A 23,463-nucleotide genomic window follows, 5' to 3' on the forward strand; every position below is an offset into this window, starting at 1 on the left:
TCTTGTTTGGAGTAAAGACTTTGCCATCATACTTACCGATGTATTCTCGCTTATGGTCAGCGCACTGTTTTTCAGCGTTCCAAAAAGGCTTGTCGATATAAGCGTAACCGTTCTGACATCTGACTTTGCTGGTGATCCAAGGCTCATTGATTTTCAGTTCCATGGTAATTACCTCCTTGGTATAATTATACCAAGGATAAAGAGGAATCGCAAGCAAACTGGGCACTTTTGATACAATATTTTGTAGTTGCAAAGCCAGTAAGCACAAGGCTTTGCGATGATTAGTCAGATGAGTTTATACCGAATCCTTGGTATAAATTCACGGGAGCTTAGGGTCAAAGTAAGCGCAACGAGAGCGTTGCACTTACTTTGCAAATCTAGCGGAAAGATTTTTTTGATTTAATGTAATAAAGACTATTGCACTTTAAAAGTCTAAAGCGTATAATACCATTCAGACAATGATGTTTGCGCAATGGGGCGTGGAGACCACTGGTTTCCTACGCCCTTTTTCTATTAAGGAAAGACGGTGTGCAGATACATTATGAATTGCGTTAATATGAGTTTTTACTCAGTAATTAAATGTTTTATGTGCTTTTGCACAGGAAGGAGAACCAAAAAATGTCATATGTAGATGAGATTTACGACTATGTCGTAGCAAAGAATCCTGCTCAGCCTGAGTTCCATCAGGCAGTAAAAGAAGTGCTTGAGTCACTTCGTGTTGTTATTGAAGCTAACGAGGACGAGTATCGTAAGGATGCTCTTCTTGAGAGACTTGTAACTCCCGAGAGACAGATCCTCTTCAGAGTACCTTGGGTAGATGATAAGGGACAGGTTCAGGTTAACAACGGTTTCCGTGTACAGTTTAACTCAGCTATCGGACCTTACAAGGGAGGACTTCGTTTCCATCCTTCAGTAAACCTTGGTATCATCAAGTTCCTTGGTTTCGAGCAGATCTTCAAGAACTCTCTTACAAGCCTTCCTATCGGCGGTGGTAAGGGTGGTTCTGACTTTGATCCTAAGGGTAAGTCAGACAGAGAAGTTATGGCATTCTGCCAGAGCTTCATGACAGAGCTTTACAGACACATCGGTGCTGATACAGACGTTCCTGCCGGAGATATCGGTGTTGGCGGACGTGAGATCGGATATATGTACGGTCAGTACAAGAGAATCAGAGACGTATACGAAGGCGTACTTACAGGTAAGGGCCTTACATATGGCGGATCTCTTGCTCGTACACAGGCTACAGGATATGGACTTCTTTACCTTACAGAGGAGCTTCTTAAGTGCAACGGCTCTGATATCAAGGGTAAGACGGTTGCAGTTTCAGGTGCAGGTAATGTTGCTATCTACGCTATCGAGAAGGCACAGCAGCTTGGTGCTAAGCCTGTAACATGTTCAGATTCAACAGGTTGGATTTATGATCCCGAAGGAATCGATGTTGAGCTTCTTAAGGAAGTTAAGGAAGTTAAGAGAGCACGTCTTACAGAGTATGCTGCAGCAAGAAAGTCTGCTGAGTATCACGAAGGTAAGGGTGTATGGTCAGTTAAGTGTGATGTAGCTCTTCCTTGCGCTACACAGAACGAGCTTCTTCTTGAGGATGCTAAGCAGCTTGTAGCTAACGGTGTTCAGGCTGTATGTGAGGGTGCTAACATGCCTACATCTATCGAGGCTACTGAGTATCTTCAGGCTAACAAGGTTCTCTTTGTTTGTGGTAAGGCTTCAAATGCAGGTGGTGTTGCTACATCAGCTCTTGAGATGTCACAGAACAGCGAGAGACTTTCATGGACATTCGAAGAGGTTGATTCTAAGCTTAAGCAGATCATGGTTAACATTTTCCACAGCATTGATGATGCAGCTAAGAAGTATGGCATGGAAGGCAACTACGTTGCAGGTGCTAACATCGCAGGTTTCCTTAAGGTTGCAGAGGCTATGAAGGCTCAGGGTATTGTTTAATACGTCTTCTTCATAACATATTTAATATATGGGAGGCTGTCACACTAAACGGTGTGGCAGCCTTTTTGAGCATATGATTCCACCGATAAATCCTACTATAACGCCGCTTACGGTGCCGGTGATCCAGAGAATTGCAAGATACCAGGCGATGTTGGCAGTGCCGGTTACGAACATGGCGACGATGATCTGGCCGATGTTGTGGGATACTCCGCCAACGGCGCTTACGCCGATGGGACTGAATTTGCCTGTCTTTTTTAACAGAATCATAATTGTGGTACTGAGAATGCCACCTACTGCGGAGAATATGAAAGCCATGAGAGTTCCGAAGAGCATGGAGACTATGGCGATTCTGACGAAGTTGATAAAAAGAGAGCTCTTATCGCCCAGTGAGTAGAGCGCGACTACCACAACGATATTTGTAAGTCCCGGTTTTATGCCGGGGACGGCGAAGAATGCCGGAAGCTGCATTTCTACATATCCAAGAATTATTGCTAGAGTGGTTAGTACGCCGTAGAGTGCTATTTTATTTGTTTTGGTATTTATATTCATAAATTCTTTTACTCCGAAATGGTGTCAAAGTTATTGTTATCTTTGGTTTTTCCTTTAATTTCAACGACTACTTTGTTTGGAAGGCAGATGATCGATTGCCCTTCTTTGCTAATATATCCCATGTTTACGCATAGTTTGTCCGGACAGGATGCATCTGTCAGATGTGCTTTTCCGTCTTTTATCTCAAGAATATTAGTGCTTCCGTGGAAGCCACCTATATTGTAGGTTGTATCTGTATCAAGGGGAAAAGATTTAACGGTCTTTCCGTCGACACTGATGACTACGGTTGCACCATCTTTTGAAAAAAAGGTGATGCCTATCAGCATGACGGCAGAAGCCAGCGCCAAGCAGATTATAAGGATCAGATCGTTTTTTTTGAATGTTTTATTGTCCACTAAAAAGCCTCGCAAAAAAATAGTTTCACACTAAAGTATAGCAGAAAACTTGCAGGAATTAGTAACAAAAAACTCACTACAAGGACTCAGGAACCTACTAAAAAACCGCTGAGCGGATGCATCAAAAAAACGTCTTGCAATTTTTATTTTTATATGTATAATAAATTTTTGTCAGTTTTCTGCTGACGAAATCCCGGATATTCATCCGAGAGGATTCCACATTTTTTAACAATATTATTTATTACTGTTTGGTGCGGTAAAAGTCTGCTTTTTTCCGCGCTTGATAAGTGATGGAAAGGAACGAAATGAATTTAAGAGAACGTTGGGAAAAGCAGAATAATTCAGTCAAACTGCTTATGAAGAAACTGAGAAGACACGACACTTTTGTTGTAACTGTGGCGGTTATCATCGCGCTTGTGCTGTGCGGGGGACTTATATACATGAGTACTCCCGTTGTTGCGGCGAGTGCAAGAGATCAAGTTGTGGAGAAGGAAAATAAGAATAACGAAAAGACTACAGAGAAACTTGATGAATTGCATAATTACCTGACGGATATCGACAAGATGATCGTTAAGAACCAGAAGGGTATTGATTCATATTATGAAAAGACCAATAACGATCGAATTGAGGGCGATAAGACTACAGATACGGTCAAAGAAAAAGTTGTTGGACTGGGTACGGACCTTAGGAATATTCATACTTCGGTAAACAGCACCGAGACCAGGATCGAGAGCCTTAAAGAACTTATCGAGAGCGGAAACGGTGAGACAAGAGAAAAGGCTGCCAAAGAATTTGACGCTATCGGAAAAGACATTGAGAATATAAAAATTGAATATGAAAATGTGAAGAAGCAGAACAAAGATCTGATGGAAAAGCTTGATGGTGCAATCAGAACCGAGGTAAAAAACGGGAATGAAAAGATATCAACGGATTCGATCAAAAGATATGAGGAGCTTCTTTCAAAGCTTACAGAGTTCGATAAGGAGCTTGAAAAAAGAAATGTAGAGTCTGTTGCGGATTTAAAGAGTGAGTTTGAATCTTTGAGTGAGGCTCTCGGAAAACGCGTCGATGAAAAGATTGATGATTATAATTCCGAAAGTAAAGCGAGGGGCGAAGCACTTGACCAAAAGATCGAGAATTATAATTCAGATAACAAGGCAATGGGAGATGCACTCGGAGAAAAAATAGAAAATTATAATTCAGAAAGTAAGGCAAGGGGCGATAAGATCGACGAAAGAATTACCAATGTCAATTCTGATATAAACAATAATATAAATGCCAATATAAATGGTATTAAAGGATATATCGATGAGAAAACTGCCGGGATAAGCAACAAACTCGACCAGGTTTTTCAGCGTGTGAGTAATGGTAAAAAGCTTTTGGCATCCGCATTACTCACTAAGGGAGTAAAGATTAAAGAGGATGCCACATTTATGGAATTTGCCAGAGCTATAGAGAAGATACCGACACAGGTTGTCGTTGATTCGGGTGATACCGCGGCAAGTATCGAATATGACTATCATTATCACAAGGACGGAAGAGGTCAGAATTGCGGTGATAATCTTGTTGCAACAGACAGATACGGCGGATGCTTCACGACTCCTGTTTATCACAGGCACAGCGACGCATGCTACAGAACAGTAAATACTTATATAATCAGTACGACCAAAGATACAAGAAATCGCGGTCATGTAAAAGATTATCATGACGGAACACCGGTTTATTCCTATGAGTGTAAATACTGCGGAGCGCGATTTAACGATACTCACGCAAGACATGAAGAAACCGTGTATTCTTTGGAGGAAGCAAGAGACAGAAACGGAAGAGTTGAAAGAGTTATAACCGATACTGTCCTTGTGTGTAATAAAAATGAGAGCACTGTTGAAGGCTATTCACCTTCTTGCGGCTTTGCGCACGGTCAGGTTGTTTCGGCGCATATTAAATTTAATGGCAGATATTCCGGATATAACTCTACTGTTCCTGCGATAAAATCATCCGGAGCGCTCAGGTCAAGAAACAGTATAGCTACAAAAGCCATCAAAGCTCCGATCACAGATCTTGATATCAATTTAGATGATATAAATTCCCGTCTTGAAGAAATGAAAAGTTATGAAGAAGATGTGGAAAAAGATGAGGAAAAAGAAGAGATTGCGGATAACACGAATAATACGTCCAATCTTTCTGAACCTATAAAAGAGGAATTAAATTCGCAGAGTGTGGATGTACAGGCTTTAAGCGAGGAAAACTCGGATAAAACAGACGACGAAAATGCCGGAGATAAAGAAGTATCTGACAGTGAAGTAAATGAAACAGATGAAGTAAAAAAAGACGAATTATCCGATGATACCAAAGTGCCCGAAGATGAGGATGAACTACAATCCGGAAATGAGCAAAAAGAAGGCGATGACGTTGAAAACGCCGATAACAGCGAAACGGCGATTCCTTGACATTTTGATACTGTGTTAATAGAATATACTTTGTTGTAGTAGATGTAGCACAGACTAACATGTGCGGAATGGAGTACAAATGACAAAGATTGATATTATATCAGGATTTTTGGGTGCGGGAAAGACTACCCTTATAAAGAAACTTCTCAAGGAAGCGCTTAACGGAACCAAAGTCGTACTTATTGAGAATGAGTTCGGTGAAATTGGTATCGACGGCGGATTTTTGAAGGAGTCGGGAATAGAGATAACAGAGATGAACTCAGGTTGTATCTGCTGTTCACTTGTCGGAGATTTTGAGACATCTCTTAAGGAAGTTATGACTACATATGCCCCTGAGAGAGTTCTTATCGAGCCTTCGGGAGTAGGTAAACTTTCGGATGTAATGAGAGCAATCCAGAATATCGCGGATTCAGACGACAATATGGAACTTAACAGTGCGGTTACTGTTGTTGACGTATCTAAGGCTAAGGTTTATATAAAGAATTTCGGTGAGTTCTTCATCAATCAGATTGAAAATGCCGGAACCATCATTCTTACAAGAACGGATAAAGCGGATCAGAAGAAGATTGAGGAAGCAGTTAAGCTTATTCGCAGCCATAATGAAAAGGCTACTATTATAACAACTCCTCTTGATGAGATAACAGGAAAAGAGATCCTTGATACATTCGAAGGAAACAGCGATCTTGAAGCTGAGCTCCTTAAGCTTGTAATGGAAGAGGAACAGGAACATCATCACCATCATCATCACGGAAGCCATAAAGAGGTGAATGAAGATGGCACTGTAGTATACAGAGCACACCACGATGATGACGATGAGGATGAGCATGAACATTGTTGTCACCATCATCACGACGACGATGAGGATGAGCATGAGCATTGCTGCCACCACCATCACGACGACGATGAGGATGAGCATGAACATTGTTGCCACCATCATCACGACGACGATGAGGATGAGCATGAGCATTGCTGCCACCACCATCACGACGATGATGATGAAGATGAGCACGATCACTGCTGTCACCATCACCATCATGACGACGATGATGAAGATGAACACGATCATTGTTGCTGCCACGGACATGACCACGATCATGCGGCACATGAAGTATTTACAAGCTGGGGAATGGAAACTCCTGTTAAATACACTGTTGAAGAGATTAAAGGAATGCTTGAAAAGCTTGACGAAGATTCTGATTACGGAATTGTTCTTCGTTCTAAGGGAGTTGTTCCCGCAGCGGACGGAACATGGATAGAATTTGACTATGTTCCCGGTGAAGCTGATGTTAGAAACGGTAATCCCGATGTGACAGGAAAAATCTGCGTAATAGGTTCAAAACTCAACGAAGATAAGCTTGAGCAGCTTTTCCGTAAATTATGATAAGGAGAGAGAAATTGAAACCGGTATATATTATCAATGGATTTCTTGACAGCGGAAAGACTGATTTCTTTCGTTATACAATAGCTCAGCCTTATTTCAGGACCAGCGGAAAGACACTTCTTATTGTCTGTGAAGAGGGCGAAAATGATTATGAAGAGAAACTTCTTAAGTCTACAAATACTATTATTGAAAAGATAGAAGACGAAGAGGAGTTTAATCCCGATAATCTTGTAAAACTTGATGCAAAGTATAATCCGGAGCGTATTCTTATCGAGTACAACGGCATGTGGAATTTCAAGAATCTGAAACTTCCCGTTATGTGGAAACTTGAACAGCAGATCACTGTGATAGATGCCTCTAATTTTGAGTTGTATTTCAATAATATGAAATCACTGCTTGCAGAGCAGCTTCGCGGTTCGGATCTTATCCTGTTCAACAGATGCGATGGATTAAAAGACCTTGCTTCATTTAAAAGAAATGTAAAAGCAATCAACCAGAAAGCGGATATCATATTTGAAGATATGAACGGTGAGGTTGATGTTACACTTGATGAGGATCTTCCTTTTGATCTTAATGCAGATCCGATAGAACTCAACAATTTCGGATACGGAATGTTCTATCTTGATGCTCTCGAGCATGTCGACAGATATGAAGGAAAGAATATCAAGTTTAAGGCAATGGTACTTGTTCCGCCTGAATTTCCGAAGAACAGATTTGTTCCGGGAAGAATGGCAATGACTTGTTGCGCTGAGGATATGCAGTTTCTCGGATTTGCCTGCGACTATGACAAGGTGGATACTCTTACAGAGAAAGAATGGGTGCTTGTGACAGCGAAAGTTACAAGGAAATTTGTTCCCGAGTACAACGGAGAAGGCCCTGTTCTTGAGGCTATTGCCATAGAGAAGACGGATGCTCCCGAGTATCCTGTGATTGATTTCTCCAACCCACAGCAATAATATAGCAATAACAGGAGAGCATAATGTTCGAATATCTACCCATACAGTGGTTATTTCTGTTTTATTTTTACAGTTTTTTTGGTTGGTGTTTTGAATCTGCATATGTCTCTATCTTAGAGAAAAAACCGGTAAACAGGGGCTTTATGAGAGGCCCCTTTTTGCCGTTATACGGATGCGGCGGCGTGATGATGCTTGTGGTATCAAAGCCTTTTTATGGAAATCTGCTCTTGGTATATGTGGCAGGTTGTATTGGTGCAACCACACTTGAGTATATCACCGGTGTAACAATGGAAGCTCTTTTCAAAGTCAGATACTGGGATTATTCTCATAAGCCTTTTAATTTTAAGGGTCATATCTGCCTTGAATCTACGTTGTTTTGGGGAGTTCTTACCGTTGTATTTTCTCATTTTTTGCAGATTCCCATTGAACATATGGTGCGTGCGATTCCCTATCATGTACTTTCTGTTCTTACTTTGATAGTAACTTTCTGCATAGGTGGAGATTTTATGATAGCATTTAAGACTGCCATCGATCTTAGAGACGTTCTTATCTACATGGAAAAGGCTAAGGACGAGATGAGAAAGATGCAAAAAAGACTTGATGCACTTGTTACATCCAAGAGTGAGAATGTGAAGGGCGGAATAGAGACTAGAGTGGATGCGCTCAGTGCGACACTTGAAAGCTCTTTTAAGAAGATAAGGGAAAAGATAAATGTAAATCCTTCAGGTTATGTAAATGATGTGAAGGATGAAATATCCGAACTGTACGCAAAATACCGTATTCTTATGTCTAAACTTACTCCGGAGCCCATAAAAGGATTTTTTGAATGGTACAGAGAAAAGACTATTCAGGGTAACCCGAGCATGGTATCTGAGAAGTTTAAGCTCAGTCTTGAAGAGATAAAAGAGAAAGTTTCAAACATCAGAAAGAAATAAAAGAATAGTTAAAAGCAATAAAAAACCTCATGCCGGTGAGAAGACATGAGGTTTTATTATATACACATTTAAAAATTATTAAGCCATTTTGTTTACGGCCTGAGCAAGACGAGAAACTTTTCTTGAAGCTGTGTTCTTCTTGAAAACGCCCTTTGACTCAGCCTTATCGATTGCAGATGTAGCAGCGAGAAGAGCCTTAGCAGCCTCATCCTTGTTACCTGCCTCGATAGCAGTTCTAACTTTCTTGATCTCAGTCTTAACTGCTGACTTGATCATCTGATTTCTTTCTGCTTTTTTCTTATTAACTAAAACTCTTTTCTTGGCGGATTTAATATTTGCCATAGTTACCTCCGAAAATAATATGATTATTATTTGTAAGTTCGTGTGCGCATTAAGCCGGACACGGACAGTTAATGCTACATACGGTAAATATATTAGATGAAATTCAAGAAACTGTCAATAGATTTTTGGCTATTATCATGGTATCATATGGTGATGTATGGAAATTAGATGATGAATAGAGGTAGTTTTGTGGACCAGAGTAAAATAAGAAATTTTTGTATAGTTGCACATATCGATCACGGTAAATCTACTCTTGCAGACAGGATGATAGAGAAGACAGGTGTTCTCACAAGCAGAGAGATGCAGAATCAGGTTCTCGACAATATGGACATTGAGAGAGAAAGAGGGATTACCATAAAGTCACAGGCTGTCAGAATGATCTATAAGGCTAAGGACGGAGAGGAGTATACCTTTAATATGATAGATACTCCCGGTCATGTTGACTTTGGATATGAGGTTTCGCGAAGCCTTGCCGCATGTGACGGAGCTATTCTTGTAGTTGATGCCACACAGGGTGTTGAGGCGCAGACTCTCGCAAATGTATATATGGCACTTGATCATGATCTCGATGTTTTTCCGGTTATCAATAAGATAGATCTTCCCAGCGCACAGCCGCAGGAAGTTAAGGACGAGATAGAGGATGTTATAGGTATAGAAGCTCAGGACGCACCTCTTATTTCCGCGAAGAATGGAATAGGTATTGAGGAAGTCCTTGAGGCGGTTGTAAATAAAATCCCTGCTCCAACGGGAGATGCAGACAAACCTCTTACGGCTCTGATATTTGACAGCATCTATGATTCTTACAGAGGAGTTATTGTATTTGTAAGAGTAAGAGACGGTGTTCTTAAGAAGGGAATGAAAGTTCGCTTCATGGCTACAGGTGCGGAATCTGATGTCGTTGAGGTTGGTTATTTCGGACCCGGAAGATTTATTCCGAGCGATGAACTTACAGCGGGCGACGTCGGATATTTCACGGCATCCATTAAGAATATTCAGGACACAAGAGTCGGCGATACAGTAACTGATTCTACAAAACCTTGCGCAGAGGCACTTCCCGGATACAAGAAGGTTATGCCTATGGTTTACTGCGGCCTTTATCCCGCAGATTCAGCGCACTACTCGGATCTAAGAGACGCACTTGAAAAATTGCAGCTTAATGATGCATCTCTTTTCTATGAGCCGGAGACATCACAGGCTCTCGGATTCGGTTTTAGAGCGGGATTCTTGGGACTTCTTCACCTTGAAGTAATTCAGGAGCGACTTGAGAGAGAGTATGACCTTAATCTTGTGACAACAGCTCCCGGAGTTGTATATAAGGTGCATAAGAATGACGGAACGGTATTTGATCTGACCAATCCATCCAATCTTCCGGATCCTACAGAGATAGAGTATATGGAAGAGCCTATGGTAAACGGCGAGATCATGGTAACTACAGATTATGTCGGTGCCATCATGCAGCTTTGTCAGGAGAGACGAGGCAGATATATAAGTACGGATTATATCGAACAGACAAGAGCAATACTCAAATATGAGCTTCCACTCAATGAGATAATTTATGATTTCTTTGACGCACTTAAGTCAAGGTCCAGAGGATATGCTTCATTTGATTATGAACTCAAGGGATATGAGAAGTCAGATCTTGTTAAGCTTGATATCCTCATCAACAGAGAAGAGGTCGATGCTCTTTCATTTATCGTACACAAAGACGGTGCTTATGAGCGCGGACGTAAGATGTGCGAGAAACTGAAGGAAGAGATCCCGAGACACCTTTTTGAAGTGCCTATACAGGCAGCAGTCGGTGGCAAGATCATTGCAAGAGAGACTGTAAAAGCTTACAGAAAAGATGTCCTTGCAAAGTGCTACGGTGGTGATATAACCCGTAAGAAGAAACTTCTTGAGAAACAGAAAGAGGGTAAAAAGAAGATGCGCCAGATCGGTAACGTAGAAGTTCCGCAGGCAGCATTCTTGAGCGTTCTTAAGCTTGACAGCACAGACTGATGAGGCGCGTTTTCGTGAAGAGATTAAGAGGCATTACCAAATGAGTAACGAACTATCTTTATATGTGCACATCCCTTTTTGCGTAAGAAAGTGCCTTTACTGCGATTTCTTGTCGTTTGGCGACAAAGAAAATCTTATGGGTGATTATTTTAAGGCTCTTTCAAAAGAACTTAAGGAAAGTGCGGACGATTATAGAGACAGAGAGGTTAAAACGGTATTCTTCGGAGGTGGGACACCTTCTTTGCCGGATGCGGATTATATCTGCGGCATTTTGAATGATATAAGGGACAACTTTAAGCTTTCAAATACTGCGGAGATAAGCCTTGAACTTAATCCCGGAACGGCTTCTTTTGACAAGATGAAAAGATATAAAGAAGCGGGATTTAACAGGCTCAGCATGGGAATACAGTCTTTTGACGACGAAGAACTCAAAAGAATCGGAAGAATACATGATTCAAAGACGGCGCTCAGAACTTACGAAGATGCGATAAGAGCAGGATTTGACAATATAAATATTGATATTATGAGCGCGCTGCCGGGGCAGAGTATGGAGTCTTACACGGACACTCTGAAAAAGGCGGTAAAGTTAGAACCTCGGCATATCTCGGCATACAGCCTCATTATCGAGGAAGGGACACCGTTTTTTGACATGGACCTTGATCTTCCGGGTGAGGATGCAGACAGGGATATGTATCACAAGACTGCTGAGATCCTTACAGAGCACGGATATCACAGATACGAAATATCAAATTATGCCAAAGACGGATTTGAGTGCGAACACAACAAAGTCTATTGGAAAAGAGGAAATTATCTGGGCCTTGGGCTTGGGGCAGCCTCATTGGTGGACGATGTAAGATGGAGCAATATCAGAAAGATAGATGATTACATATCTTATTTTTCGGGAAAAGGTTCCGGTGTCGGCGTAAGAGAAAATGTCGAGAATCTGGCACTTGAAGATCGTATGGAAGAGTTTATGTTTTTGGGGCTTCGCCTTATCGAAGGTGTTGACCTTGTTGAATTTGAATCTCTTTTTGGTCAAAAAATTGAAGAGGTATATTCCGAAGTAATTGATAAGTACGCAGAATTGGGATTGCTGCAACGTTTTGTAGAAAAAAAAACAGGCCATGAACATCTTTGTCTTACAACCAATGGGTTGGATGTGAGCAATACAGTGATGGCGGATTTTTTGCTGGATTAAGATTATCATCCGGGTGTCAAATGATGTTTTGGCACCCGGATTGCTATAAAAACTTTGATGTATATTGGGGGTCAAATGATGAATTACAATTTTTTTGCACTTATTTCAAGAATGAAATACATCGACAGATGGGCGCTTATGAGAAATACAAGGCAGGAGAATCTGTGCGAACATTGCATGGAAGTTGCCATGATAGCTCATGCTCTTTGTGTTATAGGAAATACAAGATACGGAAGGCATCTTGATGCGAATAAAGCAGCTTTGGTGGGGCTTTATCACGATGCGTCCGAGATCATTACGGGAGATATGCCTACTCCCGTCAAATATTACAATAAGGAATTAAAAGAAGCATATAAACAGGTGGAGGCTATTGCGGACGATAAGCTTTTGGAGAAGCTTCCCGATGATCTCAGACCTGCTTTTGAACAGGTTTTCAAAGCTGAAGATAACGAAGATGAGCGCTACATGAGAAAACTTGTAAAAGCAGCCGATAAACTTTCCGCACTTATCAAGTGTATGGCTGAGACAAGTGCCGGCAACAATGAGTTCAGAACTGCGAAAGAAAGTACGGAGAAGGCAGTAAGGAGTCTGTATATGGAATGCCCCGAGGTGCTTGATTTTGTGAATGAGTTTCTTTCGTCTTACGGAAATACTTTGGATGAATTGACGTGAATTAACTTGAGCTTTTATTTATTGATTTTTCCGCACGATAGCGCGATAATTAGTGTATAAATTGGGGTGTTATGCTTTGTATATATGGAGGAGATATTTACCATGCTTTTTATTAAGTGTGATGAACTTAGACCGGGGATGAGACTTGCAAGACCGATATACAGTAGGAAAGGCGCGCTTTTATATGACAGGGCCCATGTCCTTAAGGATGAGCAAAGTATTGATAATATCAGGAACTTTGGGCTTATCGGCGTGTTTATTCTTGAGCCCGCTGAGCCTGTGCCGCCTATGACTCAGGATGATATCGAGTTTGAACGTTTTCAGACTGTGATGTATCACGATATCATGGAGGAGCTTGCTCGTATTGTTAAAACGCACAAACAGGAGAAGTTTCCCAATATTTGTGCTCAGATCATAAAGAATTACGGTAATCTCAAAAAGAAGATTACTTTCCAGCAGGGACTCAGAAGTACCGAGGATTATATATACAAACACAGCCTGAATGTGGGAATCATTTCAGCAATGATCGCACATGCATTAAATGCTTCGCTTTCGGAGCAGAATGAAGCGGTAATGGCAGGTGTTATACATGATATCGGAAAGCTTACACTTTCCGCGGAGCTTCAGTCTAAGCTTAAGTGTACACCTGAAGAGATAAGTACGATTGATGCCCATGAGATAGCGGGTTATCCGATCATTGATGATGCGTTTTCGGCTTTACCGAACGTAAAGAGAGCCTGCAATCAGGCAAGGAAAGTACTTCTTGATTATAGAAAAGGAAATGAAACGGACATTTCCAAAACTCTTTTATCCGCAAGAATACTTATAGTTGCGGGAATATTTGATAAAGAAACGGCTGCAAGAGTAGATGATGCACCTATTTCTGAAGTTCTCGTTATCAGAAGGATGATGCAGAGAAGCGATGTTTTTGATCCGAAAGTTGTTCAGGCGCTTGTTGATTCGATCAACATTCTTGTTCCGGGAGTGAGCGTTGAGCTTAACACCGGTGAAAAAGCTTTGGTCATCAAGACAAACGATATTGATTTCTTGCGTCCGACTGTTTTGAGTTTTAAGGATAACAGTATTATCGACCTTTCCAATAGAAGGGCATACGGCGATATTGAGATTATAGATATTATGAAGACTATGGATAACAGATATATGATGGATCTGTCCAAGGTCAAAGGCTTGGGTATTGCTGTTGAAGAGCCTGAGTATGTGTGAAAGTGCGGATCATGCTGCATTTAGTAGCCGGGCTTTGTGCATGTACAAAATAGAATATATCAGAACAGGGATGGAAGTATATGTCTAAAATTGAAGAAATCCTGAAGGAAGCAAAGTTAAAGGGAGCGTCTGACGTTCACATTACTGTCGGTGTGCCGCCTAAGATGAGACTTAACGGCAAACTCATAGCCATGGAGAGTTATGGCAAGATGATGCCGAGCGACACTCAGGAAATCGCATATGAAGTTACAAATGATAAACAGAAACAGCTACTCGAGGAAAATGGTCAGCACGATCTTTCCTTCGCTATCATGGGAGTCGGAAGATTCAGACTTAATATCTTTAAACAAAGAGGCTCAATAGCGATGGCCTTCAGAGTTGTTGCAACAGAGATTCCCACAGCGGAGAGCCTTGGCATTCCCGAGACTGTTATAGATCTTTATAAGAAAAAAAGAGGTCTTGTGCTTGTTACGGGACCTACGGGAAGCGGTAAGTCTACTACGCTTGCTTCCATAATCGACATGATAAACAATAACAGGGAAGCGCATGTAATTACGCTTGAGGATCCCATAGAATTTACTTATCAGCACAGATTGTCGATAGTCAATCAGAGAGAAATAGGAACCGATTCGGATTCATATGCCAATGCTTTGAGAGCGGCACTTCGAGAAGATCCCGATGTTATTCTTGTCGGAGAGATGAGAGATCTTGAGACCATAAGCACGGCGATAACTGCGGCAGAGACGGGACATCTCGTTCTTTCAACTGTTCATACGATAGGATCTTCGAATACGGTGGACAGACTGATAGATGTATTTCCTTCTCATCAGCAGCAACAGGTGAGGATTCAGCTTGCAAGCGTGCTTGAAGCAATCATTTCACAGCAGCTTCTTCCTGCGGCTGACGGTTCATCGAGACTTGCGGCATTTGAAGTCCTTCACGTAAACAGTGCTGTGAGAAACCTTATCCGTGAGGGTAAAAATCATCAGCTCATTACTTATATGCAGACTTACAGAAAGCAGGGAATGATAACCATGGATGAGGCTATCATTGAACTGTACAGGCAGCAGAAGATCACGAGAGAAGCGGCACTTCAGTTTGCTCAGGATCCTGAGACTATGCAGAACAAGATGCTCAGATAATATGAGAAAAAGATGATTTATCTATCTACATAAAATCTTAAGAAAATACTAAGAAAACCTTAAAGACATTTTTGACCGGCCTGCGCTATAATCAGCAGGTCGGTTTTTCTGTTTATGCTCAGATCAGAAAAGAGGAAAAATGTATAGTTCTATTACATCCGGTGGCGTCAGAGGAATAATATCTTATCTGATGCAGATCGAAGTGGATGTATCTTCCGGGCTTCCCGGATTTAACATGGTGGGATTCATGAGTGGCGATGTAAGAGAGGCAGGCGACAGAGTAAAAGTTGCCCTCAGAAACGTCGGTATAAAGATTCCCGCATCAAAGATAACCGTCAATTTATCCCCGGCTGATATTAAGAAAGAAGGCGTTGTGGTAGATCTTCCGCTTGCCGTCGGAATATTGGAAGCGATAGGAGAGATTGGAGCGGGCTGCACCGATGATACGGTTGTACTCGGTGAAGTCGGGCTTGACGGAGAGATCAAAGAGGTAAAAGGAGTTCTTCCTATAGTCAAAAAGGCAAAAGAGGCCGGCTATAAGACAGTCATTCTTCCGGTACCAAATGCCAGAGAAGGTGCCGTTGTAAGCGGAATGAGAATCGTCGGAGTGTCATCGCTTCAAGAAGTTATCATGTATCTGACTGCACCGAAAAGTGAAAGAGACGGGCTTATAGAGCCGACGAGAGTCGATCTTGAAAAGATTCTTTCAGAAGGTGAAGAAAGTAATGAAAATCTTGACTTTGCCGACATCAATGGGCAATCTGCCGTTAAGAGAGCGGCGATGGTTGCGGCAGCAGGCTTTCACCATCTTCTGATCGTCGGACCTCCGGGCTCGGGAAAAAGCATGGTAGCAAAGCGCATTCCCACCATACTTCCGCGACTTTCGCTTGAAGAAAGCATTGAAGTTTCGACAATCTATTCGGTTGCGGGAATGATGGGAGAGAACAAGGCACTTATAACAAGGAGACCGTTTGTAAGTCCGCATCATCTTATAACCGAAGCATCGCTTGTCGGAGGAGGAACAATTCCAAGACCAGGTGCCATTTCTTTGGCACACAGAGGCATTCTCTTTTTGGATGAAATGCCTGAATTTCCCAGAACAAAACTTGATATGTTAAGACAACCCATTGAGGACAGAAAGGTTCATATCGTGCGCAACAGAGGAACTTTCATGTATCCTGCGGACTTTCAACTTGTAGGGGCGCTTAATCCTTGCCCTTGCGGGTATTATCCCGACAGGAATAAGTGTAAGTGCACGTCGAATGAGATACGAAGGTATCTTGGCAGAATATCGGGCCCAATACTGGACAGAATCGATATATGCATAGAAGCACCCAAGGTTGATATCAGGGAGCTTTCGGGAAAGAGCGATACCTGCAATGAATCAAGTGAGACCATGAGAGAAAGAGTTCTTTTGGCAAGGAAGATGCAGGAAGAAAGATTTAAGGGAACGGATCTTAAGTTTAATTCTGAGATGACGCCTGCGGATATCAGGAAGTATTGCAAGCTTGGAATGAGGGAGAGAGCTTTTTTGGAAAAGACTTTTTGCTCAATGGATCTAAGTGCCAGAGCTTATCATAAGGTGTTGAGACTTGCGAGGACAATAGCCGATCTTGACGGCAACGAGATGATAAAAGAAATACATCTGATGGAGGCTGTCAGCTATAGGATGACAGACGGAAAATATTGGAGACAGGAGGAAGGCTGATGCAGACAGCGGAAAAACATTTATCAGAAAATAAATCAAAGAATATAACAGATAATATAACGGAAAATGACTATGCCCACTGGCTTTTTTCAACTCCGGGAATAGGAAATGTCTCTGCAGACAGACTTTTGTGCGGAGGACGGACATGCAGGGAAATATATGAGATGGGTGAGGCGGAGCTTAAAAAGCTTTTAAGGCCCAAGCAGGTTTCGGCGGTCTTGGATTCAAGATATATCTGGGATTTTGCAGAGGAGAAAAAGAAACTGGCGCAGAGTGACATCAAGTTTATATCAAGGATAGACCCACGGTTCCCCGAAAAACTGAAGAACATCCCGAATCCACCTTTTGCCATTTATGTAAAAGGGGAATTGCCCGGAGATGACAGCCCTTCTGTTGCCGTGATCGGAGCGAGGCTTTGTTCCGAATATGGCAGATATATGGCAAGGCAGCTCGGAAGAGGACTTGCGCTCGCGGGAGTAAAGGTTATAAGCGGGATGGCAAGAGGTATTGACGGCGTAAGCCAGAAAGCGGCTTTGTGCGCGGGAGGAAAGTCCTATGCGGTAGTCGGATGCGGAGCGGATATATGTTATCCCGATGAGAACAGGGAAATCTATGAAGAACTTTCGCTAAACGGAGGGATCATCTCGGAGTATGCTCCGGGAACCATGCCGAAAGCATCTTTTTTCCCGATGAGGAACAGGATAATAAGCGCGTTGTCGGATATTGTGGTTGTTGTGGAAGCAAGGCTCCATTCGGGAACGCAGATAACTGTAGATACGGCTCTTGAACAGGGAAAGGAAGTTCTTGCGGTTCCCGGAAGAGTAACGGACAGGTTGAGCGATGGATGTAACCGGCTGATATGCCAGGGAGCGGGAGTTGTGCTTGATGTTGACGACGTGATAGAAAGACTTGCGTCCTGGAATTACAGAAAGGATTCTTTGGAAAGTTCCGCCGGTTTTGAAGAAGAGCGTACCGGAGAATGTGTATCACATATAGAAAAAGCAATTCTCGATCAGCTTGATGCGGTACCTGTTTCCTTTTCCTACATTGCCGACAAACTTAGCATGAACGGCATAAACATCGCGGTTCCCGACCTTCTTAAGGAACTGTTTGATATGTGCGGAAAGGGACTCATCACTCAGACGGGCTCGTATTACGTGAAGAAATTTGGTTGATTGAAAAACAACCTGCGATCCTAAAGCGCGCAGCAAGTTTTTATCTGTATACCGTATGAAAAAGTTATGTTTTGACGTATAATAATGTTATCTGTTGTGTTTTTGAAAATAATAGTTGCGGAGTTTTTCATGCAATACAATTTTTACTTTGACACATGTGCGTTATGTATACTGGCAACGATCGGAATAATCTCTTTGTCCAGAAAAAGAGTTCCGTCGTCGAGAGAGAAAGTTTATTCGATGCTTCTTTCTGCCGTATTTCTGTCGACGCTTTTTGAAAGAATAGAGACATTTCTGCAGATGAATCCGTATGAGGGTGCGTGGTATCACTATGCGGAGATGTTTTGCGGAAGTTTTTATTTTCTTGCTCATCTTGGATCGGGGCTATGTTACCTGTTATATATCATGGCCGTTCTGGATATCTTTTATGACACTAAATCCGTCAAAGGCTTCTTTGTGGTATATCTCGGATATGTCATCGGAATCATAACGGTCATAATGAACTGTTTCAGCCCGCTTTTATTTGGATATGACGAAAAGGGAATATATTTTAGAGGCGATCTGATAATTGGATTTTATTTGATTGCTTTATATTACATCATGTATGGAGTAACTTTGACGCTGAAATACAGCAATCTCATGAGATTAAAGACCAAGGTGATCATACTTACTCATGTCGGTTTTGTTGCTGCGGGTATCTATCTGCAGTATTGCTATCCCCAGCTTCTTATAGAAAATTTTCTCAGTACGATCAGTATAACCCTCGTCTTTATAACGCTTCAAAATCCGAGTGATATGGTGGACGGAAGGATAAATGTCCTTAACAGAAGAGCCTTTTTTGAGACACTCGGTCTTAAGATAAAAAAGAAAACACCGCATTATATAGTTTTTGTGACGATAGACAATGTCAGGGCTCTCAGCTCCGAGATCGGAAATAATCAGACCGACGGCGTTATCAAGACAATCGCCGATTATCTTAAAAAGGTGGGAAGAAGGGAGCTTAACATCGTCACTTATGTTTACAGATACAGCGATAATATTTTTGCGATATCGGTAAATACGAATGATAAAAAAAGAGCCGAGTCTCTTATGTATAAGATTTCTACAAGGATTCGCGAACCCTGGAACTATATGGATATGACCATAAAGGCAGAGTGCCATTGTTTTATGATGAGCTATCCCGAAAACTACGCCGGCCTTGCGGAGCTTATGTCGAAGGTTGAGCTTATAAGCGCGGATGTGGCACAGTATTCGGAAGTTGTGATCGACATCGGCAAGATAGGCTTTACTAAAAAACTTGGTGCGTATGACTACGAAGTTCTTGCAAAGAAGAATATTGCCGAGAAAAGAGCAATCGTTAAATTCAGGCCTATTCTTTCCAAAATTTACAGGATAGATTACACGGCTGAAGCAACGTGCTATATCTACGACGATAACGAAAGAGAACTTGAAGTAAGAGAGTACATTGAGGATAACGGAACAACTCAGACCATAATCGATATTGATGAGTATGTTCTGAAGAATACGCTGAGAATGCTCGCTTTTTGGAATGCCGGAGATAAGAATGGCAAGTACAGAGCAATCATACCGATGTCGCAGGCGGAAATATCAAGGACGGATTTTTTAAGGCGATTTAAGGCACATCTTAAAGAGGAAAAAGTCGAAGGGTCATGGATCAGCTTAAAACTCACTGAGACGGCGATAACAACTATGAATAATGTCGCCGAAAGAAATCTTAAGATGCTCGGTGATATCAATGTCAGCATTATTGTTGATGAATACGGAAACGGATACGGAAATATCGAGAGAATACTCTCACTTCCGGTTGTTCAGGTGAATTTTGCAAAGAGCCTCATCAGGATGGCGAAAAAATCAAAGCGGATGATGAGCGTCACAACAGGTCTTGTAAATATGTTTCATGATATAAGTCTTTTTGTGTGTGCTTCGGGAGTGGATACACCTGAAGATAAAGATGTGGCGGAAGAAATCGGTTGCGATTATCTTATAGGCAATTATGTGGGAAAACCTGTTAATGACAGTTCATATGTGAACAGAATTGATGAGTATTTTGAGAAGGGGTATTGATGGAATTTTTAACCGATCCGAACAACTATGATGCTTGTTTGTCCATATCGGCGCTTGTGCTGATGGTAGTTATCATAATTATACATTCTTCGGAAGAGTTTTCTTACGGAAAGCAGAGTCGTATCTTCGGCGAACTTGTCATAGTCGGAACGATTCTTAATGTGATGGGACTTATTCACATTCTGTGGGTTAACAACAGATGGATGAAAGACAGTTTGTCATATGAGATAAACTGCTTTGTTGTTATGGTGGAAAAGATGATGTCGTATCTTATTGCATTCTTTTCCCTCCTGTATCTGCTGGCTATTTTTGGAATACAGTTAAATAAGTTGTGGAAAAAACTTGTAATACTTTTACCGACTGTGTTTACAATGCTTATTTTGCTATTGGGGTATCTTACGGATTATTTTTATTACTTCGATCATAACGGTGAGATTATCTATTTTTTCCCGAATCAGTTTCTTGTAAGCATCGGGATAGTTATGTATCTTATCTTTGCGTTTTATCTGATGTTTAAATACGGAAGGGCGCTGGCGAGCGAAAAATCCATGGCGCTTTGTATGTATTATATTCTGATGTTCCTTGGAGTTCCGATGAGAATCGCATTCAGAACGGGGACGGTGTTTGAGTTCAGCGTTGCGATATCTCTTTTGCTGTGCGTTTTTACATTCCAGAATCCAAGTGAATTTGTGGATAGGATGTCCGGAGTCGGTACAAAAAATGCCTTGAATTTTGCGGTTTATACAAGACTTTTGCAGAAAAAGCCCTTTACGCTTATGGAAATAAGAGTGGACAAACTTTCAATAATGATTGGAAGTGAAGCGGTGGAAGTGGCATCGGATCTTTTGAGACAGATGACAGATTTTTTGAAAAAGACCGATCCCAAAGCGGAAGTTTTTATCCCGAGAGACAGCTTTTTTGCCCTGCTGATCCCTGGCATGAAATCAAATTCGGAGGATGTAGATAAGCTTTCGGATGAAATAAAAGCGAGATTTAAAGAGCCCTTCAAATTAAAGAATCTGGAGGTCAGCTTTGATGTGAGCACAAGCGCGATAGGATTTCCGGATGACGTCAAGACGATAGAGAGATTTGATGAGATAAGCAATATGATGTACAAGGCACTTTCGAGGGACAGCAGATATGTGCTCAGGGTGTCGGATCTTAATTTAAAGCATATTGAGTATGACAAAAAGATTGGAAATCTTGTGCGCCATGCTCTTGATAACGGTTTATTGGAAGTCTACTATCAGCCTATCTATTCGCCCGTTACCGGAAAGTTTTCTTCGTGTGAGGCGCTTATAAGGCTCAAGGATCCCAGAGCGGGCTATATTTCTCCTGCGGTATTTATGCCTATAGCCGAGAAAAACGGCACGGTTCTTGGAATCGACAGATTTGTGCTCTCATCAGTATGTGAGATGCTGGCAACTACAAAGGCGATAAGCTACGGCCTTGAATATGTTGAAGTTAATCTATCTGTTGTTGACTGCATCCAGACCAATCTGGCGGAGAGTATACTCAATATTTTGAAAGAGCGTAATATCGGACCTTCAAGGATAAATCTTGAGATAACCGAGACCTGGGATAAAGACGTAACGTCCGTGATCGATCAGAATATCCGAAAACTTATGAGCTCCGGAATTACTTTTTCCATGGACGATTTCGGAACGGGATATTCAAATTTTTCAAGGCTTGCAGATATGCCTGTAAAGATATTCAAGCTTGATAAGAGCACTGTTCAGGCTGCGTTCGAATCAGAGAATTCGTACATGATCATGTATAATATGATAAAGATAATCAAGAGCCTCGGAAAAGAAATAGTGGCTGAGGGAGTTGAGACGGGAGAGCAGGCAAAGCAGATAATAAGACTTGGGTGTGACCATATTCAGGGCTTTTTCTATGCAAGACCAATGCCGAAAGATCAGTTCCTTGAGTTCCTGCAGAATAATAATTAGATTGCAATGCAGGCTGTGTGAGTGTAAAATTTATGCTTGATTATAATTTAAGGATGGTAAAGTATGGCACTGATAAAGAAACCGGTAACCGGAATGAAGGACATTCTTCCTTCCGAGATGCAACTTAGAGACTATTGTATAGGAATTATTAAGAAGACATATGCTGAGTTTGGCTTCACATCTATCGAGACACCTTGTGTTGAGTCGCTTGCAAACCTTAACAGCAAGCAGGGCGGTGAGAATGAGAAGCTTATTTTCAAGGTGATGAAGAGAGGCGAGAAGCTTAATCTGGAGACTGCCAAGGAAGAGAACGACCTTACGGATTCGGGACTTCGCTATGACCTTACGGTTCCGCTTGTTCGTTTTTATGCAAATCATGCAAATGAGCTTCCTGCTCCTTTTAAGGCACTTCAGATGGGAAATGTCTGGAGAGCGGACAGACCGCAGAAGGGCAGATACCGTCAGTTTATGCAGTGCGATATTGATATATTGGGAGAACCTTCAAATCTTGCGGAGATAGAGCTTATTCTTGCAACAACCACAACGCTTGGAAATCTCGGCTTCAAGGATTTCAAGATCCGCATCAATGACAGAAGAATCTTGAAGGCAATGGCTTCATACAGCGGATTCCCTGAAGAAAAGTTCGACGATGTATTCATCACACTTGATAAGATGGATAAGATCGGACTTGACGGAGTAAAAGAGGAACTTATCAAGGACGGCTATGATGCAGGTTCTGTTGAAAAGTATATAGAGCTTTTTGAACTTATCGGCGAAAAGAGCGGAATAGATGCGCTTAAGGCAGTTGCCGACAAGATAAGTGATAATCTTGATGCTGAGGTCAGCGAAGGTCTTACTGAGATTATCGATAGCGTAGAGAAGACAAAGTCAGCTCAGTTCGAGATGGTATTCGATCCCACACTTGTTCGCGGAATGAGTTATTACACAGGTACAATCTTTGAAGTATCTATGCCTCAGTACGGCGGAAGCTGCGGTGGCGGCGGAAGATACGATAAGATGGTAGGCAAGTTCCTCGGACAGGATACGCCTGCATGTGGTTTCTCCATAGGATTTGAGAGAATCATCATGATAATGATGGATGAAGGATTTAAGATCCCGGGTGCAAGCAAGAAGGTTGCCTTCCTTATCGAGAAGGGTATAAAGGGCGACAGACTTGCCGAGATCATATCCGAAGCACAGAAGGAGAGAGCGGAAGGAAAGCAGGTTCTTGTTGTTCGCATGAACAAAAACAAGAAGTTCCAAAAGCAGAATCTTACAGAGCAGGGATATGAGGAATTCAGGGATTTTTACGAGAAGCCGCTTGATTAAAGAATTTTGACCGCGGTTATTG

At 41.8% G+C, this 23,463-nt stretch carries 18 protein-coding genes; 15 read left to right on the forward strand and 3 right to left on the reverse strand.

From position 1 onward, the window contains the following. Positions 1 to 618 precede the first annotated feature (618 nt). Positions 619 to 1,953: an NADP-specific glutamate dehydrogenase gene (gdhA, locus tag BLP87_RS10855; protein ID WP_026655495.1), complete on the forward strand. Its 1,335-nt coding sequence runs from the start codon at positions 619 to 621 to the stop codon at positions 1,951 to 1,953. A 39-nt stretch (positions 1,954 to 1,992) separates the two neighbouring features. Here gdhA and BLP87_RS10860 read toward each other — a convergent pair whose 3' ends face one another. Both BLP87_RS10860 and BLP87_RS10865 read right to left on the reverse strand, forming a co-directional pair. Then, positions 1,993 to 2,502 carry a Gx transporter family protein gene (locus BLP87_RS10860; protein ID WP_074462706.1) on the reverse strand — a complete coding sequence of 170 codons (510 nt, stop codon included), beginning with the start codon at positions 2,500 to 2,502 and terminating at the stop codon, positions 1,993 to 1,995. Between the two features lie 8 nt (positions 2,503 to 2,510). Continuing rightward, positions 2,511 to 2,897, reverse strand: coding sequence for a NusG domain II-containing protein (locus BLP87_RS10865; protein WP_242871854.1), 387 nt, complete (start codon positions 2,895 to 2,897; stop codon positions 2,511 to 2,513). Between the two features lie 305 nt (positions 2,898 to 3,202). Here BLP87_RS10865 and BLP87_RS10870 point away from each other — a divergent pair, with 305 nt between their 5' ends. The 4 genes from BLP87_RS10870 to BLP87_RS10885 all read left to right on the forward strand — a co-directional run bounded on the left by BLP87_RS10870 (position 3,203) and on the right by BLP87_RS10885 (position 8,616). Next, entirely contained in the window at positions 3,203 to 5,344 is a 2,142-nt protein-coding gene (locus BLP87_RS10870; protein ID WP_074462708.1) for a hypothetical protein, read from the forward strand. A 79-nt stretch (positions 5,345 to 5,423) separates the two neighbouring features. Beyond that, the gene (locus tag BLP87_RS10875) at positions 5,424 to 6,725 is read left to right on the forward strand and encodes a CobW family GTP-binding protein (RefSeq protein ID WP_074462709.1); all 1,302 of its coding nucleotides are present in this window, start codon (positions 5,424 to 5,426) and stop codon (positions 6,723 to 6,725) included. After that, on the forward strand, positions 6,722 to 7,681 hold the full coding sequence (locus BLP87_RS10880) for a TIGR03943 family putative permease subunit (RefSeq protein ID WP_074462710.1): 960 nt from the start codon (positions 6,722 to 6,724) through the stop codon (positions 7,679 to 7,681). Before BLP87_RS10875 ends, BLP87_RS10880 begins: the two co-directional genes overlap by 4 nt. A 23-nt stretch (positions 7,682 to 7,704) precedes the next feature. Next, a complete protein-coding gene (locus BLP87_RS10885) occupies positions 7,705 to 8,616 on the forward strand; it encodes a putative ABC transporter permease (protein WP_074462711.1) in 912 nt (303 codons plus the stop codon). Positions 8,617 to 8,694: 78 nt separating this feature from the next. Here BLP87_RS10885 and rpsT read toward each other — a convergent pair whose 3' ends face one another. Beyond that, positions 8,695 to 8,958 (reverse strand): 30S ribosomal protein S20, encoded by a 264-nt coding sequence (gene rpsT / locus BLP87_RS10890; RefSeq protein ID WP_026515498.1) that lies wholly within the window; start codon positions 8,956 to 8,958, stop codon positions 8,695 to 8,697. A gap of 171 nt (positions 8,959 to 9,129) precedes the next feature. Between rpsT and lepA the strand changes: the two genes are divergently transcribed. From lepA to hisS, 10 genes are all read left to right on the forward strand, one after another. Next, positions 9,130 to 10,956: a translation elongation factor 4 gene (gene lepA / locus BLP87_RS10895; RefSeq protein WP_074462712.1), complete on the forward strand. Its 1,827-nt coding sequence runs from the start codon at positions 9,130 to 9,132 to the stop codon at positions 10,954 to 10,956. Positions 10,957 to 10,996: 40 nt separating this feature from the next. Beyond that, positions 10,997 to 12,154: a radical SAM family heme chaperone HemW gene (gene hemW, locus BLP87_RS10900; RefSeq protein ID WP_074462713.1), complete on the forward strand. Its 1,158-nt coding sequence runs from the start codon at positions 10,997 to 10,999 to the stop codon at positions 12,152 to 12,154. Between the two features lie 78 nt (positions 12,155 to 12,232). Beyond that, entirely contained in the window at positions 12,233 to 12,826 is a 594-nt protein-coding gene (gene yfbR, locus BLP87_RS10905; RefSeq protein WP_074462714.1) for a 5'-deoxynucleotidase, read from the forward strand. 102 nt (positions 12,827 to 12,928) lie between these two features. Then, positions 12,929 to 14,050: an HD-GYP domain-containing protein gene (locus BLP87_RS10910; protein ID WP_074462715.1), complete on the forward strand. Its 1,122-nt coding sequence runs from the start codon at positions 12,929 to 12,931 to the stop codon at positions 14,048 to 14,050. 80 nt (positions 14,051 to 14,130) lie between these two features. After that, positions 14,131 to 15,192: a type IV pilus twitching motility protein PilT gene (locus BLP87_RS10915; RefSeq protein ID WP_074462716.1), complete on the forward strand. Its 1,062-nt coding sequence runs from the start codon at positions 14,131 to 14,133 to the stop codon at positions 15,190 to 15,192. 139 nt (positions 15,193 to 15,331) lie between these two features. Beyond that, the gene (locus BLP87_RS10920) at positions 15,332 to 16,900 is read left to right on the forward strand and encodes a YifB family Mg chelatase-like AAA ATPase (protein WP_074462717.1); all 1,569 of its coding nucleotides are present in this window, start codon (positions 15,332 to 15,334) and stop codon (positions 16,898 to 16,900) included. Next, positions 16,900 to 18,075: a DNA-processing protein DprA gene (gene dprA / locus BLP87_RS10925; protein WP_083334579.1), complete on the forward strand. Its 1,176-nt coding sequence runs from the start codon at positions 16,900 to 16,902 to the stop codon at positions 18,073 to 18,075. The genes BLP87_RS10920 and dprA overlap by 1 nt, the downstream gene beginning before the upstream one ends. A gap of 129 nt (positions 18,076 to 18,204) precedes the next feature. Then, positions 18,205 to 20,160 (forward strand): EAL domain-containing protein, encoded by a 1,956-nt coding sequence (locus BLP87_RS10930; protein WP_074462718.1) that lies wholly within the window; start codon positions 18,205 to 18,207, stop codon positions 20,158 to 20,160. Then, positions 20,160 to 22,112 (forward strand): EAL domain-containing protein, encoded by a 1,953-nt coding sequence (locus BLP87_RS10935; RefSeq protein ID WP_074462719.1) that lies wholly within the window; start codon positions 20,160 to 20,162, stop codon positions 22,110 to 22,112. The genes BLP87_RS10930 and BLP87_RS10935 overlap by 1 nt, the downstream gene beginning before the upstream one ends. A 63-nt stretch (positions 22,113 to 22,175) precedes the next feature. Next, on the forward strand, positions 22,176 to 23,441 hold the full coding sequence (gene hisS, locus BLP87_RS10940; RefSeq protein WP_074462720.1) for a histidine--tRNA ligase: 1,266 nt from the start codon (positions 22,176 to 22,178) through the stop codon (positions 23,439 to 23,441). The last annotated feature ends 22 nt before the right edge of the window (positions 23,442 to 23,463 follow it).

Origin of the sequence: Butyrivibrio hungatei (assembly GCF_900101605.1) — a bacterium.
GTDB classification, from domain to species: domain Bacteria; phylum Bacillota; class Clostridia; order Lachnospirales; family Lachnospiraceae; genus Butyrivibrio; species Butyrivibrio hungatei_B.

Bases quoted from the DNA above. Each gene is read 5' to 3' on its own strand.
- gdhA (WP_026655495.1), top strand. From the start codon at position 619: ATGTCATATGTAGATGAGATTTACGACTATGTCGTAGCAAAGAATCCT.
- BLP87_RS10860 (WP_074462706.1), bottom strand. From the start codon at position 2,502: ATGAATATAAATACCAAAACAAATAAAATAGCACTCTACGGCGTACTA.
- BLP87_RS10870 (WP_074462708.1), top strand. From the start codon at position 3,203: ATGAATTTAAGAGAACGTTGGGAAAAGCAGAATAATTCAGTCAAACTG.
- BLP87_RS10875 (WP_074462709.1), top strand. From the start codon at position 5,424: ATGACAAAGATTGATATTATATCAGGATTTTTGGGTGCGGGAAAGACT.
- BLP87_RS10880 (WP_074462710.1), top strand. From the start codon at position 6,722: ATGATAAGGAGAGAGAAATTGAAACCGGTATATATTATCAATGGATTT.
- BLP87_RS10885 (WP_074462711.1), top strand. From the start codon at position 7,705: ATGTTCGAATATCTACCCATACAGTGGTTATTTCTGTTTTATTTTTAC.
- rpsT (WP_026515498.1), bottom strand. From the start codon at position 8,958: ATGGCAAATATTAAATCCGCCAAGAAAAGAGTTTTAGTTAATAAGAAA.
- lepA (WP_074462712.1), top strand. From the start codon at position 9,130: ATGAATAGAGGTAGTTTTGTGGACCAGAGTAAAATAAGAAATTTTTGT.
- hemW (WP_074462713.1), top strand. From the start codon at position 10,997: ATGAGTAACGAACTATCTTTATATGTGCACATCCCTTTTTGCGTAAGA.
- yfbR (WP_074462714.1), top strand. From the start codon at position 12,233: ATGAATTACAATTTTTTTGCACTTATTTCAAGAATGAAATACATCGAC.
- BLP87_RS10910 (WP_074462715.1), top strand. From the start codon at position 12,929: ATGCTTTTTATTAAGTGTGATGAACTTAGACCGGGGATGAGACTTGCA.
- BLP87_RS10915 (WP_074462716.1), top strand. From the start codon at position 14,131: ATGTCTAAAATTGAAGAAATCCTGAAGGAAGCAAAGTTAAAGGGAGCG.
- BLP87_RS10920 (WP_074462717.1), top strand. From the start codon at position 15,332: ATGTATAGTTCTATTACATCCGGTGGCGTCAGAGGAATAATATCTTAT.
- dprA (WP_083334579.1), top strand. From the start codon at position 16,900: ATGCAGACAGCGGAAAAACATTTATCAGAAAATAAATCAAAGAATATA.
- BLP87_RS10930 (WP_074462718.1), top strand. From the start codon at position 18,205: ATGCAATACAATTTTTACTTTGACACATGTGCGTTATGTATACTGGCA.
- BLP87_RS10935 (WP_074462719.1), top strand. From the start codon at position 20,160: ATGGAATTTTTAACCGATCCGAACAACTATGATGCTTGTTTGTCCATA.
- hisS (WP_074462720.1), top strand. From the start codon at position 22,176: ATGGCACTGATAAAGAAACCGGTAACCGGAATGAAGGACATTCTTCCT.